Origin of the sequence: Nocardia amamiensis (genome assembly GCF_015477605.1) — a bacterium.
In the GTDB taxonomy this organism is placed as follows: Bacteria; Actinomycetota; Actinomycetes; order Mycobacteriales; family Mycobacteriaceae; genus Nocardia; species Nocardia amamiensis_A.
Map to the genome: position 1 here is coordinate 504838 of NZ_JADLQX010000001.1, position 14710 is coordinate 519547.

Sequence of the window (14710 nt, forward strand, 5' to 3'; positions counted from 1 at the left end):
CACCAGTGGTGAGCATTGCAGTCAATAGAAGTCGCGAGAACGTTGCGATGCTCGGAATCGGTGCTTACCGACCCAAACGCCTGGTCAGCAATGCCGAAGTGTGCGAGGTTCTGGATTCCACCGATGAGTGGATCTACGAGCGCACCGGCGTCCGCAATCGGCGCTGGATCAGCGGTGACGAGACGCTGCGGTCGATTGCCGCCGCGGCCGGGGAACGCGCGATCGTCAACAGCGGCGTCGACCGGTCCAAGATCGGCGCCCTGATCCTGGCCACCTCCAGCTGGCTGACGCTCACTCCGCACGGCGCCCCGCAGGTGGCCTACGACATCGGGATGAACGGCGTCCCCGCCTTCGACCTGACCTCCGGCTGCGGCGGGTTCGGGTACGGCCTCGGCGTGGCCGCGGACATGATCCGCTCCGGCTCCGCCGAGTACGTCCTGCTCATCGGCGCGGAGACGATGACCGTGGGGCTCGATCCCACCGACCGCGGCACCGCGATGATCTTCGGTGACGGCGCGGGCGCGGTGGTGGTCGGCCCGAGCGAGGAGAACGGCATCTCGCCGACCGTGTGGGGCAGCGACGGCGAGAACGCCGCCGCGATCATGCAGGACATCGACTTCTTGGAGTACATGCACCGGGCCCAGGCCATGCAGGGCCTCGATCCGGAGCTCGAGCCGGTCGGCCGGATGTCGCTGCGGATGGAGGGACCGCGGGTGTTTCGCTGGGCCGCGGTCACCCTGCCGCGGGCGTTGTCCACCGCGCTGGAGGTGTCCGGCGTGGCCAAGGAGGACATCGAGGTCTTCGTCCCGCATCAGGCGAATGCCCGCATCAATGAGCTGATGAAGAAGAACCTCGGTCTGGCCGACGATGTCCCGATGGCGGGCGACATCGAGAACACCGGCAACACCTCGGCCGCCTCCATCCCGCTCGCGATCGAAGAGATGCTGGTAACCGGCAAGGCCAAAGGCGGCCAGACCGCGCTGCTGCTCGGGTTCGGCGCGGGCCTGAGCTATGCGGGCCAGGTGGTCACCCTGCCGCCCGCCCCGGCCGAGCCGAGCTTCTGAGCCGATGCGCCCGTATCGAGCCGGGTTCCTCGTCGCGGCGGCGATCACCGTCTACGGTGCCGTCACCGGGCGGGAGAAGGCGCAGTGGATCGCGAAGCCGCTGCTGATGCCGCTGCTCGCGGCCGACGTGGCGACTCAGGGCGCCGAGTTGCCGCGCACCGACCGCACCGTGTTGATCGGGTCGCTCGGCGCGGCGACGGTCGGCGACATCTTGCTCATCGACCCGGACGACGACCGCCGGCTGATCGCGGGGGCGTCGTCATTCGCGGTGATGCAGGCCGGATACTCGGCGCTGTGGTGGCGGAAGGGCGGCAGGCCCACCGCCGGGGCGGTCGTACCTCGCGTCGCGGCCTGGCTGGGTGCGATCGGGTTACTGCGGGCGAAGGCGCCGTCGGTGGCCGCGCCGCTGGCGGCTTACGGCGTCACCTTGGGCGCCGCGGCCGCGTTGGCTTCCGATCCCGCGCTGGCGCCCGCGGCGAAAAACCTTGCGGGCGTGAATGTTCCCGGCGCGGATCCGCGCAGTCGCCTCGGTCTCGGCGCGCTGCTGTTCACCGTCTCCGACGGGCTCATCGTGCTGCGGCGGTTGTTCGCGCGCGGTGCGGGTGCTCGCCGGGTGACCGAAGGCGTCATCCTGGCCACCTACGCCGCCGCGCAATATCTGCTCGCCGATCCGAAGGCGCATGTGCGGACCGTGGTCACAGCACCAGAATGATCCGGTCCCGGTTCGCCGGATCGACGCGGATCGAGAGGACCTCACCGACCGCGAACCGGGGTTTGTCGGCCGGGGTGACATCGAAGACGATCGTCCCTCGATAGCTTTGCGATCCGGGCACGGTCAATTCGAGATCCAGTTCGGTGAGCTCGGTGGAGTGGTCGGTGCGCTGCAGCGGATGCACGCCTTCGACGGTCGCCCACCCTTCCAGGCCGTGCCGCCACAGCTTCCGATCGGCCTTCGATGGTCGCGCCGCCAGAATCATCCCGATCCCCGCGCAGGATCCGAACAATCCCACCAACGCGACGATCTGATAAGGCACGGTCCCCGGCGGCGTCCGATGCACCACCCACCCCAGCCACAACGCCAGCAGCACCAGATACCCGGCCGTTACCCCGAGCACCGTGTGCAGTATCCGCTCGTGATCCATGCCAGCCTCCACCCCGAGTGCCAGACTTACAGGATAGGTCCGTCGCACCCGGTGCGGAACACTATTGGCCGGCGCGACTGCTGGTCAGTGCGGCTATATCGATGGTGATCGGTGTTCCGGCGACGTCGAGTGTCACCTGACCGGATTGCTCCGCGACCAACTCGTAGTCGCCGTCGATCAGGTGATAGGCGGCGAGGCTTGTGGGATCGTCGATATCGATCAACCAGTAGTAGTTGATGCCCGCCTCGGCGTACTCGAAGAACTTTGTGACTCGGTCGGTGCGTCGTGAACCGGGCGACAGGACCTCGACGGCGAGCAGCACGTCAGCAGCATTCCAGCGCGGCAGGTTGGCATTGATGCCCGCTTCGGGCACCACGATGATGTCCGGGACTCGAATAGTCGGCAGTCGGCCTGCGTCGATCAGCACTTCCGTGTCGGCGAGTACACCGAGGGTGGGCGGTAGTTGCGGTTCCAGCTGTGCGGACAGCCGCAAGAACGCGCGCTGATGTAGCGACACCGGCTTCGGTGACACGACCAGGACCCCCTCGACGAGCTCGTAGCTCCGACTGCTGTCTTCCGGCAGCGCGATCCAGTCCTCCAGGGTCAGCAGATGATCAGGCCAGTGCATTTCGACGGTCATCGCTTCCTCCCTCCCCGCACGGCTACCGCGTTGTGGCCAGTCTTGCACAGCAAGTCGACAAAGCAGAGCCTCGTCAACCTTTGAGTCGCAATACCGCCAGAACCCGGCGGTGATGCGTATCGGACGGCGGCAGATCGAGCTTGGTGAAGATATTTCCGATGTGCTTCTCCACCGCCCGTTCGGTGACGCTCAGGGCGGTGGCGATGGCGTTGTTGGACAGACCCTGGGCCATCAGCTCGAGCACCTCGCTTTCGCGCGGGGTCAGGCGGGCCAGCGAATCCTGCTGACGCGAGGCGCCCATCAATTGGCTCACCACCTCCGGGTCGAGTGCGGTGCCGCCTGTTGCGACGCGGCGCAGTGCGTCCACGAATTCCCTGACGTCGGCGACCCGGTCCTTGAGCAGATAGCCGACGCCACTCGCGCCACCCGCGAGAAGCTCTGTGGCGTAGCGGGTTTCGACCCATTGGGAGAACACCAGTACGCCGGTCATCGGGTATTTGCGGCGCAGTTCGATGGCGCCGAGCAGCCCTTCATCGGTGTAGCTGGGCGGCATTCGCACGTCCACCACGGCGACGTCGGGATTGTGCAGGCCCACCACGTCGGCCAACGTGCTCGCGTCGCCGACCATGGCGACCACTTCGTGGCCGCGTTCGGCGAGCAGCCCCGCGAGCCCGTCGCGCAGAATGGCGCTGTCCTCGGCGATCACGACGCGCAGTCCGTCGCTCATTTCTGCGCCTCGCCTGCGCTCGGCTCCGTCATGTGCTACGGGCGGTGTGTGCTCGTTCATCGCGACCCCGCCAGCGGCAACAGGATGGTCACCACGGTCGGTCCGCCCGCCGGGCTCTGCACCGTCAGCGTTCCGTCCACGGTGCGGGCTCGCGCCGCGAGACCGGACAGCCCGCTGCCCGCGCCGATCGCGCCGTCCGCGGGCGGCACCACGCCGCCGATTCCGTTGTCGCGCACGGTCACCGCGATGGTCCGCGCGTCGCGCGGTAGGACCGAGACCCACGCGCCGGTGGCGTGTGCGTGCCGCACCACGTTGGTCAGCAGCTCGGCGACCGAGAAGTACGCGATCGCCTCGATGGCCGGGCTCGGACGCTCGGGCAGGTGCACCCGTAGCTCCACCGGCACCGAGCAGCGCGCGGTCAGCGTCTCCAGGGCCGGTTCGAGCCCCAGTTCCAATGCGGGCGGGTGGATTCCGCGTACCAGCTCGCGCAGTTCGGTGAGCGCCTCCTTCGAACTGGCGTGCGCGTCGGCGATCAGGTCGCTGGGATCGCCGCCCGCCGCGAGCCGGTCCTCGGCCCGACCCAGCGCCATCGCGATGGTGACCAGTCTGGCCTGCGTCCCGTCGTGCAGGTCGCGTTCCAGCCTGCGCAGCGTGGCCGCGGAATCTTCCACCGCGGTCCGCCTGCTCTCCTGCAACTCGATCACCCTGCGGTCGCGCGCCGTCGCGCTGAGCAGGGCGATGGTGAGCAGGCCGTGCACCCAGCAGACGCCGCGCACCAGCCAGGGCAGCACCAGGCAACCCAGGATGCCCAGCAGCGCGAACCCGAGCACTTTCGGCCAGCTGTCGACGTAGAAATCGCCGAACTGGACCATGGATTGGTGCTCGACACCGTTCTCGTCGACATTGGTCGGGTGGATCAGCGCCCACGGGATCGGGGAGATCGCGGTGAACATGGTCATCGCCACCGTGACGAGCACCAGATACCCCACCGCCACGCCGAGCACCGCTTGCGCGAGCAGGAACAGCACCGCCCGCCAGCTCACGCGATCGGCGAAGGCACCCTTGAGAAATCCGATGACGCCGCGTCCGGGCGCGAACGGTGGCGGCGGCGTGACGGTGACGCCGAGCAGGTCTTTGGCCAGCGCGCGGTAGATCCGTCCCCAGACCCGTCCACCGAGCAGCACCAGCGCGAGCACCGGCAGGCCGACGATGGTGATCGCGACGTACAGGCCGCCGCCGAAGCCGAAGAACAGGTAGGCGACGGCCGCACAACCGAGCACGAAAACCGTGAGGACATAGACGAGTTCCTTCCAGAACCGGGCACGCAACGGCGCGAGCAGCACGGTGCGCAGCACGTGCTCAGCCGGTTCCGGCTCGCCAGGTGGCGGCTCGAGCACGAGGGTCGGTTCGGTGTCTGTCTCGGTCATGGCTCCATGGTTGTCGCCTGGGCGCGAACGTTCGAGGGAGCTGGCCGCCGAATGGTGGTGTAGCCAGCCACACCGCTACCATCCTGCGGATGAGCTACCCGCCGCAGCAGCCGCCGTACGGCTACCCAGCCTATGGCGCCTACGGACCGCCGCCGGACCACCCGCAAGCCACGACGATTCTGATCCTGGGCATCCTGAGCCTGGTGCTATGCCAGATCATGGGCCCCTTCGCCTGGGTGATGGGCAAGCGCGCACTCAACGAGATCGACGCGTCCGGTGGCGCCATCGGCGGCCGAGGCAACGTCAACGCCGGCTACATCTGCGGCATCATCGCTACGGTGCTGCTGATCCTCAGCCTGTTGATCGTCGTGCTTTTCGTGGTGCTCGGCTTGGTCGGCGCCTTCGCGGGAAGCTCGTCCAGCTACTGAGTTCCAGGCCCGGCCACCCGTCGTCGGCGTGGTGGCCGGAATTAGCATCGTCGGTGTGAGTCATCCAGTGCCGGACGCAACGGACCAGGACCTACCCGGGCCGACGGAGTGGGGTGCGCACTCGCACGGCGTCGGTCCGTGGGCCGTCGAGCACGCGGAGCCGCTGCCGGAGGACCCACGTCTGGATCCGGAGCTGCTGGCGGGTGGCGACCGCCGCAATGTGGTGGACGCCTATCGGTACTGGAGCCGGGAGGCGATCGTCGCCGACATCGATCGGCGCAGGCACCCGTTCCATGTCGCGATCGAGAACTTCGGGCACGACGCGAACATCGGCACGGTGGTCCGCACGGCGAACGCCTTCGCGGCCGCGGCCGTGCACATCGTGGGCAGGCGGCGCTGGAACCGGCGCGGCGCCATGGTGACCGACCGCTACCAGCACATCGAGCATCACGCGGATATCGGCGAGCTGCTGGCCTTCAGTGAACGCGCGGGTCTCACCGTGGTCGCCGTCGACAACGTGCCGGGTTCGGTACCGCTGGAGACGGCCACGCTGCCGCGCCAATGCCTGCTGCTGTTCGGCGCGGAGGGTCCGGGGGTCACCGAGCATGCCAAACAGGCCGCCGTGATGACGGTGTCGATCGCGCAGTTCGGTTCCACCCGCAGCATCAACGCGGGCGTGGCCGCGGGAATCGCGATGCACGCGTGGATCCGGCAACACGCCGATCTCACGAAAGCGTGGTGAGCGCCCGAGCGCCTGAGCAGGCGATCTTGCAGGTTATGGAGCGAAGCACCACGATTTCACATCGCTTTCGTAACAAATCGGACGCATAAATGCGTTCAATCCTGGCACCATTGAGTCATGACCTCGCGGAGCGACGATCTCGACGTGCCGCACGCGGAGCAGGCCGAACCGGCTTCCGCGGCACCGCACCCGCCGGCCGGCCGTGCCCGGGCGGCGGGCCGGGATGCCGTCGCTCCCGCGACACTGTGGTCCGGGCGCGCCGACATGGCCGAGTCCGCGATCGTCTCGCGGCACCTGCGCGCGTTGTGGGCGCTGCCGGGCACGGCGCTGGGCGTGGTGGGCTGGCCGGCCACCAAGCGCGAGCGAATCTTCGGTTCGTGGCACTACTGGTGGCAGGCACATCTGATCGACTGCGCCGTCGACGCCGCCAACCGTGTGCCGACTCCATTGCGCCGTAAGCGTCTTGCCGCACTGGCGCGCTCGCACCGCATCCGCAATCTCACCGGCTGGACCAACCGCTACTACGACGACATGGCCTGGCTGGCGATCGCGCTGGAACGCGCCGAGCGAACCCAGGGCACCACGGTTCGCAGCGCGTTGGCCGCGCTGGAGAAGACCCTCTATGAGGGCTGGCAGCCGCAGATCGGCGGTGGACTGCCGTGGCGCATCGGCGCGGACTATTTCAACGCGCCCGCCAACGGGCCCGCCGCCATCGCACTGGTGCGCCTCGGGCGGATCCAGCGTGCCAAGGAGATGGCCGACTGGCTGGACGCGACGCTGTGCGACCAGGAGACCGGCCTGATCCTCGACGGCATCCACCTGCCCTCCGGCGAGATCGAGCGTCCCGTCTTCACCTACTGCCAGGGCGTGGCGCTCGGCCTGGAAACCGAGCTGGCGGTGCAGACCGGCGAGGCCAGGCACATCGAACGCGTGCACCGGCTGCTCGGTGCCGTCGAGGAGCACATGACCACGGACGACGTCGTGCACGGTGGGGGTGGCGGTGATGGCGGACTGTTCAACGGCATCCTGGCCCGTTACCTGGCGGTGGTGGCCGTGACGCTGCCCGGCGAGGACCCCGCACGACTAGCCGATCGCCGGGCGGCGGCCGCGATCGTGCGCGCGTCCGCCACGGCGGCCTGGGCCAACCGGCTCGAGGTCGAGGGCGAGCCGCTGTTCGGGCACGACTGGAGCAAGCCCGCGCAACTACCAGGTGGCAGCGTCGGAGCTGGATACTTCACTCCGGGCGGTTCGGTGACCTCGTCGAAGGTGCCCGAGCGCGATATGTCGGTGCAGTTGTCCGGCTGGATGCTGATGGAGGCGGCCTACCAGGTCAGTGCCGCGGGTCTGTGATCCCGGGGCAGTGCTGGGCCTCCAGCACCACGGTCGGCGCGTCGTCCAGATCGAAGTCCTCGGCGGGCCGGGACATCTCCTGCCGGTAGTGCCGCACACCGAGCACCGTTCCGATGATCAAGCCCAGCACCAGCGTGCCGATCACGATCGGCTCCAGCCACTGCACCCGTTCCAGGAAGCTGCCGGCGTAATAGCCGATGAGCAACAGCACCGGCGCCCAGACGATCGCGCCGATGGTGCTGGCCACGGTGAACTTGCGGTGGTCCATGCCTGCCGCGCCCGCGACCGAGGGGCACAGCGTCCGCACCCACGGAATCCACCGCGCGACCAGCACTGCGACGAACCCGTGCCGATGCAGCAACTCCGCAACCCGCTGCAGGTTACGGACGTTGATGTACCTGCCGTCCTTACGGGCCACCAGATGGTGTCCGGCGCGCTGCCCGACCACATATCCCACCTGGTTGCCCGCGATCGCCGCGACCATCGCGCCCACGGACAGTGCCCACACATGTGCTTCGCCTGAGGCGTGCGACGCCATCACGATGCCCGCGGTGACGAGCATGGAGTCGCCCGGCAGGAACAGCCCGAGGATCACCGCGCATTCCAGGAAGACGAAGGTCAGCACCACTGTCCAGACGAGCGCGGGGCCCGCCGACATCAGCGGATCGAAACTGCCCACAGCTAGGGGCGCAGGCGCCGTAGACACCGGCTCAGCGCGAGGGCTCGCTGGTGGAAGCGGTCAGCTCGGCCGTATCCGCCTCAGCCGTCCCGGCCTCCGGCGCGTTGCGGCCGAGCAGCTTCTTCGCCACCGCGGTGATGCCGGGCAGGATCGACACGAACACGATGAGCAGGAAGATCGCCTCGACGTGGTCCCGGATGAACGCGACGTTGCCGAGGAAATAGCCGAGCACCGTGACGCCACCGCCCCAGAGGATCGCGCCGACGATGTCGAACGCGACGTACTTGCGGTAGTCCATCTTGGACACACCGGCCAGCACCGGCATGAACGTACGCACGATCGGCACGAAACGGGCCAGGATGATCGTCTTGGGCCCGTGCTTCTCGAAGAACTCGTGGGTTTCCGTCACGTAATGCTTCTTGAAGAACCGGGTGTCCTCCTTGTGGAACAGCGCGGGCCCGATCGCCCGGCCGATCCAGTATCCGGACTGGTCGCCCAGGAACGCGACCAGGACGGTGGCGGGCACCAGCACCCAGATCGACACCGGCGGATTCGGCTGCGCCGCCAGCAGGCCGCCGGTGAACAGCAGCGAGTCGCCGGGCAGCAGCGGGAACAGCAGGCCGGTCTCGATGAAAACGATCACCAGGATGGCCGGAAGCACCGCGTTCTTCAGCCACGTCTCCGTGAGCAGGTGCATCGGGTCGAGCAACTCGGTCAGCGCGAGGTTGCTCGTCACCGATTCTGTCGCTGCCTGCAGAATCACGTGGCCTCCTGTCCCGATACGGCTGGCCTGCATCGCTTGCCACCGCGTCGGAAGCTGCCAGCGCAAATTACCGGCCCCACAGTACCGGCTTCCCCGGAGAATGCTCGCGCTGTGCGCGAAATTACTCGCGAGTCAACTATCCACTCCATCCCTGCATACCAGGCGAAACACCGCTGCCTTAGGGTGAACACTGACAAAATAGGTCTTTGCCGCAACAACTACGGAGGTCTTACTGTGCCCATCGCGACTCCGGAGGTCTACGCCGAGATGCTCGGTAGGGCCAAAGCCAACTCCTTCGCCTTCCCGGCCATCAACTGCACGTCGTCGGAGACGATCAACGCGGCCATCAAGGGTTTCGCGGACGCGGGCAGTGACGGCATCATCCAGTTCTCCACCGGCGGCGCCGAGTTCGGTTCCGGCCAGGGTGTGAAGGACATGGTCACCGGTGCGGTCGCGCTCGCGGAGTTCGCACACGTCGTGGCCGCCAAGTACGACGTGACCATCGCGCTGCACACCGATCACTGCCCGAAGGACAAGCTGGACACCTTCGTTCGCCCGCTGCTCGCGATCTCCCAGGAGCGGGTCAACGCCGGGCAGAACCCGCTGTTCCAGTCGCACATGTGGGACGGCTCCGCGATCCCGATCGACGAGAACCTGGAGATCGCGAAGGAACTGCTGAAGGCCACCCACGCCGCCAACATCATCCTCGAGGTGGAGATCGGCGTCGTCGGCGGCGAAGAAGACGGTGTCGAGGCCGAGATCAACGAGAAGCTCTACACCTCGCCGGAGGACTTCGAGAAGACCATCGACGCGCTCGGCGCGGGCGAAAACGGCAAGTACCTGCTCGCGGCCACCTTCGGCAACGTGCACGGTGTCTACAAGCCCGGCAACGTGGTGCTCAAGCCCGCGGTGCTGGCCGAGGGCCAGCGCGTCGCCGCGGCCAAGCTCGGGCTGTCCGCCGACGCGCAGCCGTTCGACTTCGTCTTCCACGGCGGCTCCGGTTCGCTGAAGTCCGAGATCGAGGACTCGCTGCGCTTCGGCGTGGTGAAGATGAACGTCGACACCGACACCCAGTACGCGTTCACAAGGCCGGTCGTCGGGCACATGTTCGGCAACTACGACGGCGTGCTGAAGATCGACGGCGAGGTGGGCAACAAGAAGGCCTACGACCCGCGCAGCTACCTGAAGAAGGCCGAGGCGTCGATGGCGGCGCGCGTGCTGGAGGCGTGCAACGACCTGAAGTCCGCCGGACGCTCGATCAGCGCCTGACCCTGATACCCCTCAGGGGCTCGAGTGCACATGAGTCTGGATGTGCGCGTGCTCGGGCCCGTGCGACTGCTCGTCGGCGGTGAGCCGGTAGCGGTCGGCGGGCCCAAACCGCGAGCTCTGCTCGCCGCGCTCACGGTGAATCGGCGGCGTGCGGTGTCGTCGGCCGCTCTCGCGGATATGGTGTGGAACGAGGATCCGCCCGACTCCTATGCCGCCAGCCTGCAGGTTTTCGTCTCGAATATCCGCAAGGCGCTGCGGAATTCCGGAGTCGACCCGGCTACCGTGCTGCGCACCGAGTCGTCCGGGTATCGATTGGAGATCGACGAGAGTGCCTGCGACCTAGGCCGTTTCGAGGCGGCGCGGGAACAGGGCGCTCGCGCCGCCGAGGCGGGCGATCACGCGGGCGCCGCCCAGCTGTTCGCCTCGGCGCTGCGCGAATGGAGCGGCCGGGCGCTGTCGGATCTGGCCGGTCTGCAATTCGCCGACGGCTTCGCCACCGCCATGGACGAGGAGCGGCTGCTGGCCGCCTCGGCGCGGATCGACGCCGAAATAGCCTGTGGTCGTGCGTCGTCGGTGATCGGCGAGCTGGTCGCGATGACCACCGAGCAGCCGCTGCGCGAACCGCTGTGGGGCCAGTTGATCACCGCGCTGTATCTGTCGGGGCGTCAGGCGGACGCGCTGGAAGCGTGCCGGAAGGTGCGCGGAGTCCTCGCCGACGAACTGGGCATCGACCCGGGGCCCGCGCTGATCGATCTGGAACAGCGGGTGCTGCGGCAGGAGCCGCTGAGCACGGTCGAACTCCGTCAGGTCGAACGGCTGGCCGCGGCGATGACCGAGACGGTCACCGAAGTGCCGCGCGCGGTGCGCAGCGGTCAGCTGCGCCTGCCGAACGGCCGGGTGGTGGCGATCGCGCAGGGCGGTCTGCGCATCGGCCGGATGACCGACAACGACCTGGTCTTGGAGGACCCGCGGGCGAGCCGCTACCACGCGCACATCATGCCCAGCCGCGCCGGACTGCTGATCAAGGATCTGCACTCGGCCAACGGCGTGTTCGTCAACGACGATCCGATCGAGCACGGCGCGTTGCTCGCCGACGGCGACCAGATCCGGATCGGCGCGACGATCCTGACCTTTCAGGCCGTGCACTAGTCGCAGGCGATCCCGTCGCCGTCCCGGTCCAGATGCGCGTTGAAGCCGGGCTGCCCGCGATAGAGCGGGCCGACGCCCTCCGCGCGGACCTGGTCGCAATCGGTATAGATCTTGTGCGACTCGGATTCCTCCGGCGACGAGTGGTCTTCCCGGGGGCCGGAGCGATTATGCGGAATCGGATGATCGTCGTGCGGACCGGCGATCACGACAGCGGATTGCGGGGCGGCCGATGCCGCCGGCGGCACCAGCACGCAGGCCCCGGCCGCCAGCAGCGCCGCCCCGATCGCGGGCGCGAGGCGGAGAACTGAGTTACTCACCTCTCCATCCTGCTCCCCGGATCGGCCGCTGTGCCTGTTCACTCGCAGGCTATTCCGTCGTTGTCCCGGTCCAAGTGGGGTGCGTAGCCCGGTTCGCCGCGCAGCAAAGGCGCTTTGCCCGCGTCGCGCACGGCGGCGCAGTTCTTGTAGTAGGTCGGCGCTGCGTCGCCCGGTTCGGCCGCGGCCACGGACAATCCGAGGACGAGCACCGCGATGGTGAGCAGGCAGGCCGAGGCGATGCCGAGCACGGTACGCAGCAGGGTGGTCTTCATGGTGATCAGTCCTCGGTTCAGGGCTGGCGCGTTGGAACACGCTCGGCCGCAATGGGTTCGAACTATTCCGGAGCTGCGCTCGGACGTCCAGCCCCCTTGGCGGGAGCCGTCACGAGGTGCCCGGTGGCGGGGCCGCCCGCCACCTCGGGAAAATGTAGCAGAGTATTCCTCTTAAATCGGCGTGTCGGTGTGCACCCTTCCGAAAGCCGAAGGAGGTAGGGTCGGTCCGCTGGTTCGTGTCCGCAAGGTTCGTGTCCACAACGGATTTCGAGGGGTTGGCGATGGCCATGCGAATGCTGGCCGCGGTCGGCGCGATGGTGGTCGGCGCGGGAATGCTCGTCTACGCCGATGGACCTGCCGCCGCGGCGCCGGACGGCCCGGTGGGCGTGGGGCCGTGCGCGACCGACCCGGTGCCGACCCACGAGCCGCTGGTGCCCAAGACGCTCGAGGTGCCGATTCCTTATCCGGTGGTCACCGTGCTTCCGCCCGTGGCGCCGGAGCCCGCGCCCACGCGGACACGGATGGAGCTGCCGCCGGACCCGTGCACCAACCCCTGCCCGGACCTCACCGACCTGCCGGGCGCGCCACCCGGTCTCGCCGCGCAGCTCGGGATTCCGGAGATCCTGTTGAATCCCAAGCCTTTCTACTTCGCGCTTCCCGGTCCGAGCCCGGACCCGGGCCCGGTGCCGCCGCCACCTCCGCCGGCACAGCCGCCGGTCGAGCCGGCGGCGCAGTCGCCCGCCCGGCCCGCGCCGCGCTTGAGCCCCGCACGTGAGGTGGCCAAGCTGACCGGCGCGAACTCGGTGAACCGCACCGACAAACGCTGGCAGGTGGACGGCACCGATCTCGGCATCATGTGGGAGAGCGCGCCGGGTGAGATCGCGACCGTGTTCGGCGATACCGTCGGACGCGGCTTCCATCCGCCGGGTGGCATGGGGCTGGATTGGCGCAGCAACGTGCTGGCGTTCAGCACCGACCGCGACCTCGCCGACGGGATGACCTATGACCGGATGGTCACCGACGACCGCTGCCACGCCGCCGAGGTGCTCTCCAGCCGCAAGCTGGACAACGTCGAAGTCACCACCATCCCTACCTCGGGTTTCGCACTCGGCGAGCGCCAGTATCTGAGTTACATGTCCATCCGCACCTGGAACAGCGCGCCCGGCACGTTCTTCACCAACTACGGCGGCATCGCCTACTCCGACGACCACGGCCAGACCTGGACCAAGGACCCGCACGCCCGCTGGGACAACATCTTCGGCCTCGCCAATTTCCAAGTGAGCGCGATGGTTCCGCACGGCGGATACGTGTACATGTTCGGCACCCCCAATACGCGTCTCGGCGCGGTCGGGTTGGCCCGAGTACCTCAGGATCAAATCCTCAACACCACCGCCTACCAGTACTGGCGGGACGGCACATGGACCCCCGTCGGTGGATTCGCCTCGGCCACACCGATAGTGAACGGCCCGGCAGGCGAACTCTCGGTGCGCTACGACGCCGCCCGAAACGTCTGGCAGATGAGCTACCTCGACACCGCCAAGGCCGCCATCGTCGTCCGCGAAGCGGATTCACCGCAGGGCGCGTGGTCGGAGAGTACGCCGACGGTCACCGTGTTCAATTACCCCGAGCTGTACGGCGGTTTCATCCACCCGTGGTCGTCGGGGTCGGACTTCTACTTCACTTTGTCGACCTGGAGCGATTACAACGTGTACCTGATGCATTCCGTGCTTGCCGAGTAATCCAGTCACGGCGCCTGGGGTCGGCAAATCAGGCCGGTCGCCGGTGCTCACGGTCTCACGTGGAGCGTTGTCTGGATTTCGCTCGCGAGATCAGGATTTCCGGCGGCAATGAATCTTTGCCGCCTGTTCATTGCCGTCTTGATTTCAGATAACGAGCTCAACCCGTAGTCCAGCGGGATCGGTGCTCCGTGCAGATCGATCACGGTACCGCCCGCGGCGTGAAGAATGTAGTGGCCAGGCGACAGGTCCCAGATTGCGAACCCCTTTGCGAATTCGATCATAGCGTCGGAAAATCCGGCCGCTACATGACATAAGCCGATCGAGCCGAAATCGACGCCGATACGGCCTCTTGCTTTTCCATCAGGAGACGGCACGCTCAACGCGCTCATAAATTTCCGCTGCTCGGCGAGGGGTTGGAATCGTAGTTCGGGACGCATCATGTAATTGGTGACCAGGGCCTCGGAAAGACTTGTGCGCGAGGGGTTGTCGAGAACATGTTCGTCGCCATCCGCAGTGATCATGAACGCTCGATCATTGCAACTGTCATCGCGGGCCGCCAGATATATCTGGATACTATGGAAGATATCGCCGACCACTGCGGCGACAGGCCGAGCCAACGTGCGTGAGTACACCATGACATGCGTATAGCCGTACAGTCCGCGCACGGCCAGCTCGCTGGTATCGAGGGGACAGACCAGCACGCACAAATCCGGCTCGGCTTCATCTCCGATGACTTCCGGATCAGCTTCCTCCGACGCGTAGACGAACGACGGGATGTGCTCGATCAGGACTTCTTTGTAGCGCTGGTGCATCCACAGGTCATACTCTGACAGAAAGTTGTCGGTATGGCGTAAATTCTCGCTTTCTCCGCGGCGGCCGGTCAGCGCAGCTTCGATCAGTCGTGGACGGATTTCTCCGATCATCTGGCGCACTACCCCGGCGATGCGTTGTGCGAGGTCGGGAATCGTGATCGAACCATTCATCGGGCGACCGCCTCTCTTC

17 protein-coding genes are annotated in these 14710 nt (G+C 67.2%); 8 read left to right on the forward strand and 9 right to left on the reverse strand.

The features are described from left to right. Positions 1-5: 5 nt before the first annotated feature. The gene (locus tag IU459_RS02265) at positions 6-1064 is read left to right on the forward strand and encodes a beta-ketoacyl-ACP synthase 3 (RefSeq protein ID WP_195127717.1); all 1059 of its coding nucleotides are present in this window, start codon (positions 6-8) and stop codon (positions 1062-1064) included. 4 nt (positions 1065-1068) lie between these two features. Further along, complete coding sequence (locus IU459_RS02270) at positions 1069-1776, forward strand: lysoplasmalogenase family protein (RefSeq protein WP_195127718.1); 708 nt, start codon at positions 1069-1071, stop codon at positions 1774-1776. Here IU459_RS02270 and IU459_RS02275 read toward each other — a convergent pair. From IU459_RS02275 to IU459_RS02290, 4 genes are all read right to left on the reverse strand, one after another. Next, complete coding sequence (locus IU459_RS02275; protein WP_195127719.1) at positions 1760-2206, reverse strand: hypothetical protein; 447 nt, start codon at positions 2204-2206, stop codon at positions 1760-1762. The genes IU459_RS02270 and IU459_RS02275 overlap by 17 nt on opposite strands. 61 nt (positions 2207-2267) lie before the next feature. Further along, entirely contained in the window at positions 2268-2846 is a 579-nt protein-coding gene (locus tag IU459_RS02280; RefSeq protein WP_228837182.1) for a Uma2 family endonuclease, read from the reverse strand. 73 nt (positions 2847-2919) lie between these two features. Beyond that, on the reverse strand, positions 2920-3573 hold the full coding sequence (locus IU459_RS02285; RefSeq protein WP_195127720.1) for a LuxR C-terminal-related transcriptional regulator: 654 nt from the start codon (positions 3571-3573) through the stop codon (positions 2920-2922). Positions 3574-3629: 56 nt separating this feature from the next. Beyond that, complete coding sequence (locus tag IU459_RS02290; protein WP_195127721.1) at positions 3630-5000, reverse strand: sensor histidine kinase; 1371 nt, start codon at positions 4998-5000, stop codon at positions 3630-3632. Between the two features lie 89 nt (positions 5001-5089). On the opposite strand from IU459_RS02290, the gene IU459_RS02295 reads away from it, so the two are divergent. From IU459_RS02295 to IU459_RS02305, 3 genes are all read left to right on the forward strand, one after another. Beyond that, complete coding sequence (locus tag IU459_RS02295) at positions 5090-5428, forward strand: DUF4190 domain-containing protein (protein ID WP_195127722.1); 339 nt, start codon at positions 5090-5092, stop codon at positions 5426-5428. Between the two features lie 55 nt (positions 5429-5483). Next, positions 5484-6170 (forward strand): TrmH family RNA methyltransferase, encoded by a 687-nt coding sequence (locus IU459_RS02300; RefSeq protein ID WP_195127723.1) that lies wholly within the window; start codon positions 5484-5486, stop codon positions 6168-6170. Positions 6171-6434: 264 nt separating this feature from the next. Then, positions 6435-7520: a glycoside hydrolase family 76 protein gene (locus tag IU459_RS02305; RefSeq protein WP_195127809.1), complete on the forward strand. Its 1086-nt coding sequence runs from the start codon at positions 6435-6437 to the stop codon at positions 7518-7520. Here the strand turns inward: IU459_RS02305 and IU459_RS02310 are convergent. After that, positions 7501-8178, reverse strand: coding sequence for a DedA family protein (locus IU459_RS02310; RefSeq protein ID WP_195127724.1), 678 nt, complete (start codon positions 8176-8178; stop codon positions 7501-7503). The two genes, IU459_RS02305 and IU459_RS02310, sit on opposite strands and share 20 nt — an antisense overlap. Before the next feature lie 52 nt (positions 8179-8230). Continuing rightward, the gene (locus IU459_RS02315) at positions 8231-8896 is read right to left on the reverse strand and encodes a DedA family protein (protein ID WP_228837269.1); all 666 of its coding nucleotides are present in this window, start codon (positions 8894-8896) and stop codon (positions 8231-8233) included. Between the two features lie 300 nt (positions 8897-9196). Between IU459_RS02315 and fbaA the strand changes: the two genes are divergently transcribed. Next, on the forward strand, positions 9197-10231 hold the full coding sequence (fbaA, locus tag IU459_RS02320; RefSeq protein WP_195127726.1) for a class II fructose-bisphosphate aldolase: 1035 nt from the start codon (positions 9197-9199) through the stop codon (positions 10229-10231). A gap of 30 nt (positions 10232-10261) precedes the next feature. After that, entirely contained in the window at positions 10262-11380 is a 1119-nt protein-coding gene (locus tag IU459_RS02325) for a BTAD domain-containing putative transcriptional regulator (RefSeq protein ID WP_195127727.1), read from the forward strand. Here IU459_RS02325 and IU459_RS02330 read toward each other — a convergent pair. After that, positions 11377-11697: an excalibur calcium-binding domain-containing protein gene (locus IU459_RS02330; RefSeq protein WP_324198702.1), complete on the reverse strand. Its 321-nt coding sequence runs from the start codon at positions 11695-11697 to the stop codon at positions 11377-11379. The two genes, IU459_RS02325 and IU459_RS02330, sit on opposite strands and share 4 nt — an antisense overlap. 38 nt (positions 11698-11735) lie before the next feature. Next, complete coding sequence (locus IU459_RS02335; RefSeq protein WP_195127728.1) at positions 11736-11969, reverse strand: excalibur calcium-binding domain-containing protein; 234 nt, start codon at positions 11967-11969, stop codon at positions 11736-11738. Positions 11970-12250: 281 nt separating this feature from the next. Here IU459_RS02335 and IU459_RS02340 point away from each other — a divergent pair, with 281 nt between their 5' ends. Further along, complete coding sequence (locus tag IU459_RS02340; protein ID WP_195127811.1) at positions 12251-13708, forward strand: DUF4185 domain-containing protein; 1458 nt, start codon at positions 12251-12253, stop codon at positions 13706-13708. Between the two features lie 47 nt (positions 13709-13755). On the opposite strand, the gene IU459_RS02345 is transcribed toward IU459_RS02340, so the two are convergent. Continuing rightward, entirely contained in the window at positions 13756-14691 is a 936-nt protein-coding gene (locus IU459_RS02345) for an inositol monophosphatase family protein (protein WP_195127729.1), read from the reverse strand. Positions 14692-14710 lie beyond the last annotated feature (19 nt).